Source organism: Geopseudomonas sagittaria, from assembly GCF_900115715.1.
In the GTDB taxonomy this organism is placed as follows: domain Bacteria; phylum Pseudomonadota; class Gammaproteobacteria; order Pseudomonadales; family Pseudomonadaceae; genus Geopseudomonas; species Geopseudomonas sagittaria.
On the sequence record NZ_FOXM01000009.1, the window covers coordinates 25,625 to 38,648 of the forward strand.

14 protein-coding genes are annotated in these 13,024 nt (G+C 67.5%); 9 read left to right on the forward strand and 5 right to left on the reverse strand.

Annotation, left to right across the window (positions count from 1 at the left end; all coding sequences use genetic code 11):
• Window positions 1–59 precede the first annotated feature (59 nt).
• Both BM297_RS12135 and BM297_RS12140 read right to left on the reverse strand, forming a co-directional pair.
• The gene (locus BM297_RS12135; protein ID WP_092431864.1) at window positions 60–848 is read right to left on the reverse strand and encodes a hydroxypyruvate isomerase family protein; all 789 of its coding nucleotides are present in this window, start codon (window positions 846–848) and stop codon (window positions 60–62) included.
• Complete coding sequence (locus tag BM297_RS12140; protein ID WP_092431867.1) at window positions 845–1,738, reverse strand: NAD(P)-dependent oxidoreductase; 894 nt, start codon at window positions 1,736–1,738, stop codon at window positions 845–847. Before BM297_RS12140 ends, BM297_RS12135 begins: the two co-directional genes overlap by 4 nt.
• 179 nt (window positions 1,739–1,917) lie before the next feature.
• Here BM297_RS12140 and BM297_RS12145 point away from each other — a divergent pair, with 179 nt between their 5' ends.
• The 4 genes from BM297_RS12145 to phnE are packed head-to-tail and all read left to right on the forward strand — an operon-like array spanning window position 1,918 to window position 5,207.
• Window positions 1,918–2,769, forward strand: coding sequence for a putative selenate ABC transporter substrate-binding protein (locus tag BM297_RS12145; RefSeq protein WP_092431870.1), 852 nt, complete (start codon window positions 1,918–1,920; stop codon window positions 2,767–2,769).
• Window positions 2,766–3,578, forward strand: a complete 813-nt coding sequence (locus tag BM297_RS12150; protein WP_092431871.1) for a phosphonate ABC transporter ATP-binding protein — start codon at window positions 2,766–2,768, stop codon at window positions 3,576–3,578. The genes BM297_RS12145 and BM297_RS12150 overlap by 4 nt, the downstream gene beginning before the upstream one ends.
• Entirely contained in the window at window positions 3,572–4,426 is an 855-nt protein-coding gene (locus BM297_RS12155) for a PhnE/PtxC family ABC transporter permease (protein ID WP_092431873.1), read from the forward strand. The genes BM297_RS12150 and BM297_RS12155 overlap by 7 nt, the downstream gene beginning before the upstream one ends.
• 13 nt (window positions 4,427–4,439) lie before the next feature.
• Entirely contained in the window at window positions 4,440–5,207 is a 768-nt protein-coding gene (phnE, locus tag BM297_RS12160; protein WP_092431874.1) for a phosphonate ABC transporter, permease protein PhnE, read from the forward strand.
• Window positions 5,208–5,213: 6 nt separating this feature from the next.
• On the opposite strand, the gene BM297_RS12165 is transcribed toward phnE, so the two are convergent.
• Window positions 5,214–5,579: a DUF5064 family protein gene (locus BM297_RS12165; RefSeq protein WP_092431876.1), complete on the reverse strand. Its 366-nt coding sequence runs from the start codon at window positions 5,577–5,579 to the stop codon at window positions 5,214–5,216.
• A gap of 70 nt (window positions 5,580–5,649) precedes the next feature.
• A complete protein-coding gene (locus tag BM297_RS12170) occupies window positions 5,650–5,973 on the reverse strand; it encodes a DUF2288 domain-containing protein (RefSeq protein WP_092431878.1) in 324 nt (107 codons plus the stop codon).
• 221 nt (window positions 5,974–6,194) lie between these two features.
• Here BM297_RS12170 and BM297_RS12175 point away from each other — a divergent pair, with 221 nt between their 5' ends.
• The 5 genes from BM297_RS12175 (at window position 6,195) to BM297_RS12195 (ending at window position 11,200) form a co-directional block, all read left to right on the forward strand.
• Window positions 6,195–7,316, forward strand: a complete 1,122-nt coding sequence (locus BM297_RS12175) for a branched-chain amino acid ABC transporter substrate-binding protein (protein ID WP_092431879.1) — start codon at window positions 6,195–6,197, stop codon at window positions 7,314–7,316.
• A 223-nt stretch (window positions 7,317–7,539) separates the two neighbouring features.
• Window positions 7,540–8,463 (forward strand): high-affinity branched-chain amino acid ABC transporter permease LivH, encoded by a 924-nt coding sequence (livH, locus tag BM297_RS12180; protein ID WP_092431881.1) that lies wholly within the window; start codon window positions 7,540–7,542, stop codon window positions 8,461–8,463.
• An 8-nt stretch (window positions 8,464–8,471) separates the two neighbouring features.
• On the forward strand, window positions 8,472–9,731 hold the full coding sequence (locus BM297_RS12185) for a high-affinity branched-chain amino acid ABC transporter permease LivM (protein WP_092432128.1): 1,260 nt from the start codon (window positions 8,472–8,474) through the stop codon (window positions 9,729–9,731).
• On the forward strand, window positions 9,728–10,495 hold the full coding sequence (gene livG, locus BM297_RS12190) for a high-affinity branched-chain amino acid ABC transporter ATP-binding protein LivG (RefSeq protein ID WP_092431883.1): 768 nt from the start codon (window positions 9,728–9,730) through the stop codon (window positions 10,493–10,495). Before BM297_RS12185 ends, livG begins: the two co-directional genes overlap by 4 nt.
• 3 nt (window positions 10,496–10,498) lie before the next feature.
• Window positions 10,499–11,200 (forward strand): ABC transporter ATP-binding protein, encoded by a 702-nt coding sequence (locus BM297_RS12195; RefSeq protein ID WP_092431886.1) that lies wholly within the window; start codon window positions 10,499–10,501, stop codon window positions 11,198–11,200.
• Window positions 11,201–11,272: 72 nt separating this feature from the next.
• On the opposite strand, the gene rpsA is transcribed toward BM297_RS12195, so the two are convergent.
• Window positions 11,273–12,949, reverse strand: coding sequence for a 30S ribosomal protein S1 (gene rpsA / locus BM297_RS12200; RefSeq protein ID WP_092432131.1), 1,677 nt, complete (start codon window positions 12,947–12,949; stop codon window positions 11,273–11,275).
• Window positions 12,950–13,024 lie beyond the last annotated feature (75 nt).

Genomic DNA, 13,024 nt, shown 5'->3' on the forward strand with positions numbered 1-13,024 from the left:
CCACCCTCAAGATCGTCCCTTCGGCGCAGCGCCGCAGGGTGGGCAACGACCGTGAGGTCTTATATCCCTGCAGACCGCCACTGCGCCAGCCAGCCCAGGCTGGCTGCGCTACCCACTTCCCCCGGTTTGTACTCGGCACCCAGCCAGCCGGCGTAGCCGCTCGCCCGCAGCGCCGCCAGCGCCGCCGCGAAGTCCACCTGCCCGCAGCCCGGCGCGCCGCGTCCCGGGCAGTCGGCGAACTGCACGTGACCGATGTGACCGGCCAGCGCGGCGATGCAGGCCGGCAGATCCAGGCCCTGGCGCGCCATGTGGTAGAGGTCCAGCTGCGCGGCGAAGTTGGGGTGGTCGACCGCCGCGATCAGCCCGAGCAGATCCTGCGGGGTGTTGATCAGGAAACCCGGCATGTCCAGCGGGTTGATCGCCTCGGCCAGCACCTTGACGCCCAGCGGCGCGAAGGCCTCGGCCGCGCGCCGCAGGTTGCCGACCAGGGTGGCCAGCGCCGCCTCGCGCGCCACGCCCTCGGCCAGCCGTCCGGGCAGCACGTTGACACACTGCGGCTGCAGCACCTGCGCATAGGCCAGCGCCTGCGCCAGCGCCGCAGCGAACTCGGCCTGGCGCTGCGGCACCGCGGCCAGCCCCGGCCCGCCGCTCATCAGGTCGCCGGCCGGCAGATTGATCAGCACCAGCGGCAGGCCGGCGCGCTGCAGCGCCGCGTGCAACTGCTCGGCCGGCAGCTCGTAGGGAAACTGGATCTCCACCCCGGCGAAACCGGCATCCGCCGCCGCCGGGATGCGCTCGAGCAGCGGCAGTTCGGTGAACAGCATCGACAGGTTGGCGGCGAGCTTCATGCCTCACCCTCCTGGCGGAACAGCTCGACCAGGGTCGCCGGGTCGCGCTCAAGGTTGCCCTGGCTGCCGTGCAGGCGCATCAGCTGGGCGGCCAGACCGCTCATCGGCGTGGCAGAGCCCTGCTCGCGGGACAACTTCACTGCAGTGTCGAGGTCCTTGAGCAGGGTGCGCACGTGCCACTTGACCGGCTCGAAGCGGCTCGTGGCCATCTGCGGGGCGAGGATCTGCAACGGTTTCGAGTCGGCGAAGCCGCCGGCCAGCGCCGGGGCCAGCAGGCTGGCGTCCACCCCGGCCTGTTCGGCCAGCGCCACCACCTCGGCGATCACCAGCGCATTGCAGGCGACGATCATCTGGTTGCACACCTTGGTCACCTGGCCGGCGCCGACCTCGCCCATGCGCGTCAGGCGCTGGCCGAGGTGGGCGAGGATCGGCCGCAGGCGCTCGATGTCGTCCGCCGCGCCGCCGGCCATGATCGCCAGGCTGCCCGCCTCGGCGCCCGGCGTGCCGCCGGACACCGGAGCATCCACCCAGCGCATGCCGCAGCGCTCCTCCAGCTCGATGGCCATCTCGCGGGTGGCGCCCGGCTCGCAGCTGGAGAAATCGACCAGCAACTGGCCCGGCAGACCCTGCTCGACGATGCCACCGGGGCCGAACACCACCTCGCGGACCGCCGCGGTATCGGCCAGGCAGAGCATGACGATGTCGGCCTCGAGGCACAGGTCGCCAGGATGGTTGACCACCTGGGCGCCGGCATCCACCAGCGTCTCGCACTTGGCCGGGTTGCGGTTCCACACGCTCAGGGGGAAGCCGGCCGCCAGCAGGCGGCGGCTCATCGGCAGGCCCATCAGGCCGATGCCGGCAAAGGCCAGGGCGGGCAAGGTATCGCTCATGTCCATCTCCGCAACGGGGGGAAAACGCCATCTTAGCAACAGATGGCCCGGCGACCGATTGGCCTTGCGGCCGATCCGCGCGGCGACGCTCGCGCACCGGCAAAAGGCGCGCAAAGCCGCGCGCTTGCCCCTATAATTCCGCCCCCCGAATGTTTCCGCTATTGAACCGGAGATTCACCATGCTCAAGCGTACCCTGGCGCTCGCCGCCGGCATTGCCCTGTCCGTTTCCGCCCTGGCCACCCAGGCCGCCGATGTGCTCAAGGTTTCCGCCATCCCCGACGAGGCGCCCACCGAACTGCAGCGCAAGTTCAAGCCGCTGGGCGCCTACCTGGAGAAGGAACTGGGCATGCCGGTCGAGTTCGTGCCGGTTTCCGACTACGCCGCGGTGGTCGAAGGCATCGCCGCCGACCGCGTCGACCTGGCCTGGCTGGGCGGCTTCACCTTCGTGCAGACCCGCCTCAAGACCGGCAACGCCATCCCGCTGGTGCAGCGCGAACAGGACGAGAAGTTCACCAGCAAGTTCATCACCGCCGACGCCAAGGTGAACTCGCTGCAGGACCTCAAGGGCAAGACCTTCGCCTTCGGCTCGGTATCCTCCACCTCGGGCAGCCTGATGCCGCGCTACTTCATGCAGCAGGACGGCATCGTTCCCGAGCAGTTCTTCTCCCGCGTGGCCTTCTCCGGCGCCCATGACGCCACCGTCGCCTGGGTGCAGGCTGGCAAGGTCGACGCCGGCGTGCTGAACGCCTCGGTGTGGGACAAGCTGGTCGCCGCCGGCAAGGTCGACACCGCCAAGGTCAAGGTGATCGCCACCACGCCGACCTACTACGACTACAACTGGACCGTGCGCGGCAGCCTCGATCCCGAACTGACCGCCAGGATCAAGGCCGCCTTCCTCGCCCTCGACCCGGCCAACCCGGAGCACAAGGCGATCCTCGACCTGCAGGCCGCCAGCCGCTTCATCGAGACCAAGCCGGAAAACTACACCGGCATCGAGGAAGCTGCCCGCGCCGCCGGCCTGCTGAAGTGAGCGTGCGCCTGACCGGCGTGGGTCTGACCCACGCCAACGGTCGGCGCGCCCTGCAGGAAGTCGAACTGACGGTCGGTCGCGGCGAGCGGCTGGCCATCATCGGCCCGTCCGGTGCCGGCAAGACCACCCTGCTGCGCCTGCTGGCCACCAGCCTGCCGCCGTCCGAAGGCCGTCTCGAACTGCTCGGCAGCGAGCCGTGGCGCCTGTCCGCCGGGCAGCGCAAGCGCCTGCGCGCGCGCCTCGGCCTGGTCCACCAGAGCCCGCCGCTGCCGCCGCGCCAGCGCGTGGTCACCGCCGTGCTGGCCGGCCGCCTCGGCCAGTGGCCGCTGTGGAAGTCTCTGCTCAACCTGCTGCACCCGCTCGACCCGGCCGGCGCCCGCGACGCCCTGGGCCGCCTGGACCTGGCCGAGCAGCTGTTCGAGCGCTGCGACCAGCTCTCCGGTGGCCAGCTGCAGCGCGTCGGCATCGCCCGCGTGCTCTACCAGCAGCCCGAGCTGATCCTCGCCGACGAGCCGGTGTCGGCGATGGACCCGGTGCTGGCCAGCCACACCCTCGGCGTGCTCAACCGCGAGGCGGAATCGCGCGGCGTCACCCTGCTGGCCAGCCTGCATGCGGTGGACCTGGCGCTGGCGCATTTCCCGCGCATCGTCGGCGTGCGCGAGGGGCGCATCGCCTTCGACCTGCCGGCCCACGCGGTGACCCCGCAGGCGCTGGACGCCCTGTATGCCAACGAGCAGCTGGACCAGCCGCTGCCGACCGCCCCGGCGCCGGCGCCGGCGCCGCACGTGCTGACCATCCCGCGATGCTGAGCAACTCGCCCGCCACCGCCACGGCGTCGCCGCCGTTGCGCGACCCCGCCGCCCTGCCGCGCCTGCTGCTGACCGTGCTGGCGCTGGCCCTGCTGTGGCCGGGCCTGCAGCTCAGCGAGCTGAACCTCGCCGTACTGCTGGACCGCGGCAATGCCGCGACCATGGGCAGCTTCCTCGGCGACTTCTGGCCGCCGGCCCACGACGGCGAGTTCCTCGCCCTGCTCGGCCGCGCCACCCTGGAAACCCTGGCCATCGCCACCGCCGGCATGGCCCTGGCCTGGCTGCTCGCCGTGCCCTGCGCGCTGCTGGCCACCCGCGTGCTGTCGGTGTCCGCGCTGGCCCGCGGCGGTCGCCCGGTCTGGTGGGCGCAGGCCTTGCGCTGGCCGGTACGCCTGCTGCTGATCGTGCTGCGCAGCATTCCCGAGATCGTCTGGGCGCTGCTGTTCGTGCGCGCCGTCGGCCTCGGCCCGACCGCCGGGGTGCTGGCCATCGCCATCACCTATAGCGGCATGCTCGGCAAGGTGTATGCGGAAATCTGCGAATCGGTCGACCCGCGCCCGGCGCGCGCCCTGCTCGCCGCCGGCAGCCCGCGGCTGGCCGCGTTCGCCTATGGCGTGCTGCCCAACGCGGCGGCGGAGATGCTCTCCTACACCGTGTACCGCTGGGAATGCGCGATCCGCGCCTCGGTGGTGATGGGCTTCGTCGGCGCCGGCGGCCTTGGCCAGCAGATCGACCTGTCGATGCGCATGTTCGCCGGCGGCGAGGTGGCCAGCATGCTGCTGACCTTCTTCGCCCTGGTGCTGCTCGCCGACCAGCTCAGCCGCTTGCTGCGCGGCCGGCTGACATGAGGAGCAGGCCTGCATGAAGCGCGCGCTCAACTACGCCCTGCTGCTGGCGATCCTGCTCGCCGTCACCGTCTCCTTCGCCTGGCTCGGCCTGGACTTCTCCGGACTGACCAGCGCTCGCGGCCTGGCGCTGATGGCCGACTATGCCGCCGGCTTCTTCCCGGCCGACTTCTCCGCCGCGCACCTCGCCCAGATCGGCCGCGCCAGCCTGGAAACCCTGGCCATGTCGGCACTCGGCACCCTGCTCGCCGCGCTGCTCGGCCTCGGCCTGGCCCTGCCGGCCGCCGGACGCTTCGGCCGCGCCGCGGCGGCGCTGGCGCGTTTCGTGCTCAACGCGCTGCGCTCGATTCCGGAGCTGGTGTGGGCGGCGCTGATGGTGCTGGCCGCCGGCCTGGGGCCGAATGCCGGCACCCTGGCCCTGGCCCTGCATACCGCCGGCGTGCTCGGTCGCCTGTTCGCCGAGGCGCTGGAGAACACCCCGGCCGAACCAGCCGAGGCCATCCGCCTGGCCGGCGGCGGGCACGTCGTCGCCTTCGTCTACGGCACCCTACCGGGGGTATGGCCGCAGCTGATCGCCTACTCGCTGTACCGCTGGGAGAACAACATCCGCATGGCCAGCGTGCTCGGCTTCGTCGGCGCCGGCGGCCTGGGGCAGATGCTCTACGTCAGCCTCAGCCTGTTCCAGCAGGCCCAGGCCGCCACGGTGATCCTCGCCATGCTGCTGCTGGTGCTGGCGGTGGATGCGCTGAGCGGCTGGGCACGCCAGCGCTGGGTCAGCCACTGACGGCTGTCAGCTTTCCGCGTTCGGGTCATGGGCGCTCAGCGGCCCGCCGATGATCGCCTTGAGTTTGGCGCGGATATCCTCGAAGGTGGCGTCGAACTCCTTGTGATGACGCAGGACCGGGCTGTGGTTGACCGGCATCCCGTGCCTGGCGGCGACCTTGCCCACCATGCTGGCGAAGTTGAACACGGTGTCGTGGGACATCTCGAATTCATCCTCGAAAGGCTTGCCGGCGATCTCGCCCGCCATGCGGAAGTGCACCACCGGCCCCTCCTTGGCGCCCGGGCGCACTTCGTAATGGAGATCGACGTTGTAGGTTGGCAGGCCCAGAGCGGCAACCGGGTTGAATACGTGTACGTGGCCTGGCTCGAACATGGCGGCACTCCTCGAATCGGAACTGCAGTCAGTCTAGTCCGACTTTCACGCACAGCCCGCTGGCAGCGGATCAGTGCAAGGACGGCGCCAAGCGCTCCTGCACCAGCACCCAGGGTGCCACCACGACCGCCCACAGCTGCGGATCGCGGGCCTGGTAATCCTCGGCATCCGCCACCGCCATCTTGCGCAGGCTGCCTGCGGTCAGCCAGACGCCGACCTTCGCTCCGTCATCCTCGGCCAGCGCCTCGGCCACTGCCACCAGATCCAGTTCGCCGGCCACACACAAGACGTTGCCGCCAGCGAAGAAGCGCTGCAGTTCCTGCCAGGTGATCGTGGCGGTTTCGCCAAGCAGCTTGGCATAGAGGGTGCTAGGTTCAGAATCAGGGACAGACATGGAAGCTCACCTTCAGTCGGGGACGCCATGATAGCGATCAGCCATGGGGAGACAAGCCTGCGCAGTCGGCTGTAGTGCAGCGCAAGCTGTCGGGACGCCCTCGGGCTCTGGCTTTTTGCGTGCCGACACGGCAACTTAGCTGCGTGATCAGAAGCTTGTTGCAGATTGATGGCTGAGCACCGGTCTGCACCACATACAACGAAGACAACAGTGGAGCATTTATGAGCAAAGTCACAGGGAAGCTTTCCCGGCTGTGCGCCGCCATGGCCCTCTCCGGCTTCGCCGGCCACAGCCTGGCGGCAGACACCATCAAGATCGCCATCGCCGGTCCGATCACCGGCCCGGTGGCGCAATACGGCGAGATGCAGTTCGTCGGCGCGGAAATGGCCATAGAGCAGATCAACAAGGCCGGCGGAGTCAACGGCCAGATGCTCGAAGGCGTGCACTACGACGACGCCTGCGATCCCAAGCAGGCGGTGGCGGTGGCCAACAAGGTCGTCAACGACGGCATCTCCTTCGTGGTCGGCCACCTCTGCTCCAGCTCCACCCAGCCGGCGTCCGACATCTACGAGGACGAAGGCATCCTGATGATCAGCCCGGCCGCCACCAGCCCGGACATCACCGCCCGCGGCTACCAGATGATCTTCCGCACCATCGGCCTGGACAGCCTGCAGGGACCCACCGCCGGCAAGTTCATCGCTGAGCAGATCAAGCCCACCAGCATCGCGGTGATCCACGACAAGCAGCAGTACGGCGAAGGCATCGCCACCGCGGTCAAGCAGACCGTGGAGCAGGCCGGTGTCAAGGTTGCCCTGTTCGAGGGCATCAACAGCGGCGACAAGGACTTTTCCTCGCTGATCGCCAAGCTTAAGCAGGCCGGCGTCGACTTCGTCTACTACGGCGGCTACCACCCGGAGCTCGCCCTGCTGATGCGCCAGAGCGCCGAGAAGGGCCTGAAGGTGCGCTTCATGGGCCCGGAAGGCGTGGGCAACTCGGAAATCTCCGCCCTCGCCGGCCCGGCCTCCGAAGGCATGCTGGTGACCCTGCCCAAGTCCTTCGACCAGGATCCGCGCAACCAGGCGCTGGTCGAGGCGTTCAAGGCCAAGAAGCAGGACCCGTCCGGACCCTTCGTGTTCCCGTCCTATGCCGCCGTGCAGGTGATCGCCGAGAGCATCGACAAGATCGACAGCACCGACCCGGTGAAGGTCGCCGAAGCCCTGCGCAGCAACAGCTTCGAGACGCCCACCGGGACGCTGGCCTTCGACGAGAAGGGCGACCTGAAGGACTTCAGCTTCGTGGTCTACGAGTGGCACGCCGACGGCAGCAAGACCGAAGCCAAGTAACGCGAGCGTCCGGCCGGCCACCCACCCGGCCGCGACATGAGCATGCAGTTGCCGGCGGCGGATCCCGCCGGCAACTGCAGGATTCGATCTCTGCGCAACCGGACGACCGGCCCGTGCGGCCCGGTGCAGGCAAGGCTCCGGAGGCATGGACACCGGATCGGCCAGCGGCCGAGGCTTGCGTGCACCCGTCACCACTGCCGCAGCGATCCTCAGGAGAGGCGTCATGCCCGAGCTCTACCACTACCTGCAACAGCTGGTGAACGGCCTCACGGTCGGCAGCACCTACGCGCTGATCGCCATCGGCTACACCATGGTCTACGGCATCATCGGCATGATCAACTTCGCCCACGGCGAGGTGTACATGATCGGCTCCTACGTGGCCTTCATCGCCATCGCCGGCCTCGCCCTGCTGGGCCTGGACAGCCTGCCGCTGGTGATGTTCGCCGCCTTCGCCGCCAGCATCATCGTCACCAGCGCCTACGGCTACAGCATCGAGCGGGTCGCCTACCGCCCGCTGCGCGGCAGCAACCGCCTGATCCCGCTGATCTCGGCGATCGGCATGTCGATCTTCCTGCAGAACCAGGTGCTGCTGGCGCAGGACTCCAAGGACAAGGCCATCCCCAACCTGCTGCCGGGCAACTTCGTGTTCGGCGAGAGCACCATGAACGGCGTGGTGCTCTCCTACATGCAGGTACTGATCTTCGTCGTCACCCTGGCGACCATGCTCGGCCTGACCCTGTTCATCTCCCGCTCGCGCCTGGGCCGCGCCTGCCGCGCCTGCGCCGAGGACATCAAGATGACCAACCTGCTGGGCATCGACAGCAACCGCATCATCGCCCTGACCTTCGTGATCGGCGCCGGCCTGGCGGCGGTCGCCGCGGTCCTGCTGGGCATGCAGTACGGGGTGATCAACCCGCACATCGGCTTCCTCGCCGGGATCAAGGCGTTCACCGCCGCGGTGCTCGGCGGCATCGGCAGCATCCCCGGCGCCATGCTCGGCGGCCTGCTGCTCGGCGTGGCCGAAGCCTTCGGTGCCGACCTGTTCGGCGACCAGTACAAGGACGTGGTGGCCTTCGGCCTGCTGGTGCTGGTACTGCTGTTCCGTCCGACCGGCATCCTCGGCCGCCCGGAGGTGGAAAAGGTATGAGCAGCTCCATGTCTGGCAAGAACCTCAAGACCGCCCTGTTCAGCGCGCTGCTGGTGCTGGCGGTGGCCTATCCGGTGCTCGGCCTCAAGCTGACCACCGTCGGCATCCGCGTCGAGGTGCACGGCGCCAGCCCGGCGACCCTGTGGAGCATCGCCGCCGCCGCCGTGGCCATGTTCGTCTGGCAGCTGACCCGCGCGCGCATCGCCGACGCCTGCGCCGGCATGCCGCGCCTGCCCAGCGTCCCCAGCGGCGCCGGCAACTTCCTCACCCGGCCGAAAGTCCAGCTCTGGGTGGTGCTTGGCCTGGTGATGGTCGGCCTGGTCTGGCCGTTCTACGGCTCGCGCGGCGCGGTGGACATCGCCACCCTGATCCTGATCTACGTGATGCTCGGCCTCGGCCTGAACATCGTGGTCGGCCTGGCCGGCCTGCTCGATCTGGGCTATGTCGGCTTCTACGCGGTCGGCGCCTACAGCTACGCCCTGCTTTCGCACTACTACGGCCTCGGCTTCTGGACCTGCCTGCCGATCGCCGGGGCGATGGCCGCGCTGTTCGGCTTCCTGCTCGGTTTCCCGGTGCTGCGCCTGCGCGGCGACTACCTGGCGATCGTCACCCTCGGCTTCGGCGAGATCATCCGCATCCTGCTGCGCAACATGACCTGGCTGACCGGCGGCCCCAACGGCATCAGCGGCATCGACAAGCCGACCCTGTTCGGCCTGACCTTCGAGCGCCGCGCGCCGGAGGGCATGCAGACCTTCCACGAGTTCCTCGGCATCGCCTACAACTCCACCTACAAGGTGATCTTCCTCTACCTGATCGCTCTGCTGCTGGTGCTGCTGGCGCTGCTGGTGATCAACCGCCTGATGCGCATGCCGCTGGGCCGGGCCTGGGAAGCCCTGCGCGAGGACGAGATCGCCTGCCGCGCGCTGGGCCTCAACCCCACCCTGATCAAGCTGTCGGCCTTCACCCTCGGCGCCTGCTTCGCCGGCTTCGCCGGCAGCTTCTTCGCCGCCCGCCAGGGCCTGGTCAGTCCCGAGTCGTTCACCTTCATCGAGTCGGCGATCATCCTCGCCATCGTCGTGCTCGGCGGCATGGGTTCGCAGCTGGGGGTGATCCTCGCCGCGGTGGTGATGATCCTGCTCCCCGAACTGGCCCGTGAATTCAACGAATACCGCATGCTGCTGTTCGGCGCCCTGATGGTGCTGATGATGATCTGGCGCCCGCAGGGCCTGCTGCCGATGCAGCGCCCGCATCTGGAGGTGCGACCATGAGCCGTCCCCTGCTTGAGGTCCGCGACCTGTCCATGCGCTTCGGCGGCCTGCTGGCGGTCAACGGCGTGTCCCTCGACGTGCAGACGAAGCAGGTGGTGTCGATGATCGGCCCCAACGGCGCCGGCAAGACCACCGTGTTCAACTGCCTGACCGGCTTCTACCAGCCCACCGGCGGCAGCATCACCCTCAAGGGTGAGGCGATCCATGGCCTGCCCGGCCACCGGATCGCCCGCAAGGGCGTGGTGCGCACCTTCCAGAACGTCCGCCTGTTCAAGGACATGACCGCGGTGGAGAACCTGCTGGTGGCCCAGCATCGCCACCTCAACACCAACTTCCTCGGCGGCCTGCTGAAGACCCCGGCGTTCCGCCGCAGCGAGCAGGATGCCATGGAGTTCGCCGCCCACTGGCTGGATCGCGTCGACCTGCTCGAGGTGGCCAACCGCCCGGCCGGCACCCTGGCCTACGGCCAGCAGCGCCGCCTGGAGATCGCCCGCTGCATGATGACCCGCCCGCAGCTGCTGATGCTCGACGAACCGGCCGCCGGCCTCAACCCGCGCGAGACCGAGGAGCTCAAGCAACTGATCGGCGTGCTGCGCGACGAGCACGGCGTCACCGTGCTGCTGATCGAACACGACATGCACCTGGTGATGAGCATTTCCGACCACATCTACGTGATCAACCAGGGCACTCCCCTGGCGGACGGCACGCCGGAGCAGATCCGCAGCAACCCGGACGTGATCAAGGCCTACCTGGGGGAAGCCTGAGCCATGCTGAGTTTCGACAACGTCTCCACCTGCTACGGCAAGATCCAGGCGCTGCACGGGGTCAGCCTGGAGGTGCGCAAGGGCGAGATCGTCACCCTGATCGGCGCCAACGGCGCCGGCAAGTCCACCCTGCTGATGACCCTGTGCGGCTCGCCGCGCGCCTCCGGTGGCAGCATCCGCTACGAGGGCGAGGAACTGGTCGGCCAGGACTCCTGCGAGATCATGCGCAAGAGCATCGCCATCGTCCCCGAGGGGCGGCGGGTGTTTGCCCGCCTGACCGTGGAGGAGAACCTGGCCATGGGCGGCTTCTTCACCGCCAAGGGCGACTACCAGGCGCAGCTGGACAAGGTCGTCGAGCTGTTCCCGCGCCTCAAGGAACGCTACGCCCAGCGCGCCGGCACCATGTCCGGCGGCGAGCAGCAGATGCTCGCCATCGGCCGGGCGCTGATGAGCAAGCCGCGCCTGCTGCTGCTCGACGAGCCGTCGCTGGGCCTGGCGCCGCTCATCATCCAGCAGATCTTCGACATCATCGAGCAACTGCGCGAGGATGGCGTCACCGTGTTCCTGGTCGAACAGAACGCCAACCAGGCGCTCAAGCTGGCTGATCGCGGCTACGTGCTGGAGAACGGCCGCATCGTCCTGCAGGACAGCGGCGCGGCGCTGCTGGCCAACCCGGAGGTGCGCAAGGCCTATCTCGGCGGCTGACCGCACGAGCACACAAATCCCAGGCACAAAAAAGGGCGACCGAAGTCGCCCTTTTTCATGAACAGTCAGAACTTAGTTCTGGTTGCTCATCTGCGCCTTGATCAGGTCGCCGATGGTGGTCGGGCCTACGCTCACGTCTTGCTTGCGCAGTTCCTTCATCGCTTCCTTCTCTTCAGCCACGTCCTTCGACTTGACGGACAGGCTGATCACGCGGCTCTTGCGATCCACGCTGATGATCTTGGCTTCGATTTCTTCGCCTTCCTTCAGCACGTTGCGCGCGTCTTCAACGCGGTCACGGCTGATTTCGGAAGCCTTCAGAACGCCTTCCACTTCGTTGGCCAGAGTGATGATGGCGCCCTTGGCGTCAACTTCCTTCACGGTGCCACGAACAATGGTGCCTTTCTCGTTCAGGGCGGCGTAGTTGGAGAACGGATCGTCTTCCAGCTGCTTGATGCCCAGGGAGATGCGCTCGCGCTCCGGATCAACCGACAGGATCACGGTGTCCAGCTCGTCGCCCTTCTTGAAGCGACGCACGGCTTCTTCACCCGGCTCGTTCCAGGAGATGTCGGACAGGTGAACCAGGCCGTCGATGCCGCCGTCCAGACCAATGAAGATACCGAAATCGGTGATCGACTTGATGGTGCCGGAGATGCGGTCGCCCTTGTTGAACTGACCCGAGAACTCTTCCCACGGGTTGGCCTTGCACTGCTTGATGCCCAGGGAGATACGACGACGCTCTTCGTCGATGTCCAGGACCATGACTTCCACTTCGTCGCCGACGTTGACGACTTTCGACGGGTGGATGTTCTTGTTGGTCCAGTCCATTTCGGACACGTGTACCAGACCCTCGACGCCTTCTTCCAGCTCTGCGAAGCAGCCGTAGTCGGTGAGGTTGGTGACGCGCGCCTGAACGCGGGTGCCTTCCGGGTAGCGCGCCTTGATGGCGACCCACGGATCTTCGCCCAGCTGCTTCAGACCCAGGGAGACGCGGTTGCGCTCGCGGTCGAACTTCAGCACCTTGACGTCGATCTCGTCGCCAACGTTGACGATCTCGGACGGATGCTTGATGCGCTTCCAGGCCATGTCGGTGATGTGCAGCAGACCATCGACGCCGCCCAGGTCAACGAACGCACCGTAGTCGGTGAGGTTCTTGACGATACCCTTGACCTGCTGGCCTTCCTGCAGGGACTCGAGCAGAGCTTCGCGCTCGGCGCTGTTCTCGGCTTCCAGCACGCTGCGACGGGAAACGACAACGTTGTTGCGCTTCTGGTCGAGCTTGATGACCTTGAACTCGAGTTCCTTGTTTTCCAGGTGGGCGGTGTCGCGCACCGGACGCACGTCGACCAGCGAGCCCGGCAGGAATGCGCGGATGCCGTTGATGTCGACGGTGAAACCGCCCTTGACCTTGCCGTTGATAACGCCCTTGACCACTTCTTCGGCAGCGAACGCAGCTTCCAGAACGATCCAGCACTCGGCGCGCTTGGCCTTCTCGCGGGACAGCTTGGTCTCGCCGAAGCCATCTTCCACGGCGTCCAGCGCGACGTGAACTTCGTCACCAACCTTGATGGTCAGTTCGCCCTGCTCATTGTAGAACTGCTCGACCGGGATGACGCCCTCGGACTTGAGGCCGGCATGCACGGTGACCCAGTCACCGTCGATGTCGACCACGATGCCGGTGATGATGGCACCCGGCTGCATGTCGAGGGATTTAAGGCTTTCTTCAAAGAGTTCTGCGAAGCTTTCGCTCATGTTCATACCTGTTGATCAAGGGCACAGGAAATATGCCCGATCCGCACCCCAGTCGGCACGGGTTCGTTGTCATAT

Coding starts and splice junctions, on each gene's coding strand:
- BM297_RS12145 (WP_092431870.1), top strand. CDS start 1,918: ATGCTCAAGCGTACCCTGGCGCTCGCCGCCGGCATTGCCCTGTCCGTT.
- rpsA (WP_092432131.1), bottom strand. CDS start 12,949: ATGAGCGAAAGCTTCGCAGAACTCTTTGAAGAAAGCCTTAAATCCCTC.
- livH (WP_092431881.1), top strand. CDS start 7,540: ATGCCCGAGCTCTACCACTACCTGCAACAGCTGGTGAACGGCCTCACG.
- BM297_RS12155 (WP_092431873.1), top strand. CDS start 3,572: ATGCTGAGCAACTCGCCCGCCACCGCCACGGCGTCGCCGCCGTTGCGC.
- BM297_RS12170 (WP_092431878.1), bottom strand. CDS start 5,973: ATGTCTGTCCCTGATTCTGAACCTAGCACCCTCTATGCCAAGCTGCTT.
- BM297_RS12140 (WP_092431867.1), bottom strand. CDS start 1,738: ATGAGCGATACCTTGCCCGCCCTGGCCTTTGCCGGCATCGGCCTGATG.
- BM297_RS12195 (WP_092431886.1), top strand. CDS start 10,499: ATGCTGAGTTTCGACAACGTCTCCACCTGCTACGGCAAGATCCAGGCG.
- BM297_RS12135 (WP_092431864.1), bottom strand. CDS start 848: ATGAAGCTCGCCGCCAACCTGTCGATGCTGTTCACCGAACTGCCGCTG.
- BM297_RS12175 (WP_092431879.1), top strand. CDS start 6,195: ATGAGCAAAGTCACAGGGAAGCTTTCCCGGCTGTGCGCCGCCATGGCC.
- BM297_RS12165 (WP_092431876.1), bottom strand. CDS start 5,579: ATGTTCGAGCCAGGCCACGTACACGTATTCAACCCGGTTGCCGCTCTG.
- phnE (WP_092431874.1), top strand. CDS start 4,440: ATGAAGCGCGCGCTCAACTACGCCCTGCTGCTGGCGATCCTGCTCGCC.
- livG (WP_092431883.1), top strand. CDS start 9,728: ATGAGCCGTCCCCTGCTTGAGGTCCGCGACCTGTCCATGCGCTTCGGC.
- BM297_RS12185 (WP_092432128.1), top strand. CDS start 8,472: ATGTCTGGCAAGAACCTCAAGACCGCCCTGTTCAGCGCGCTGCTGGTG.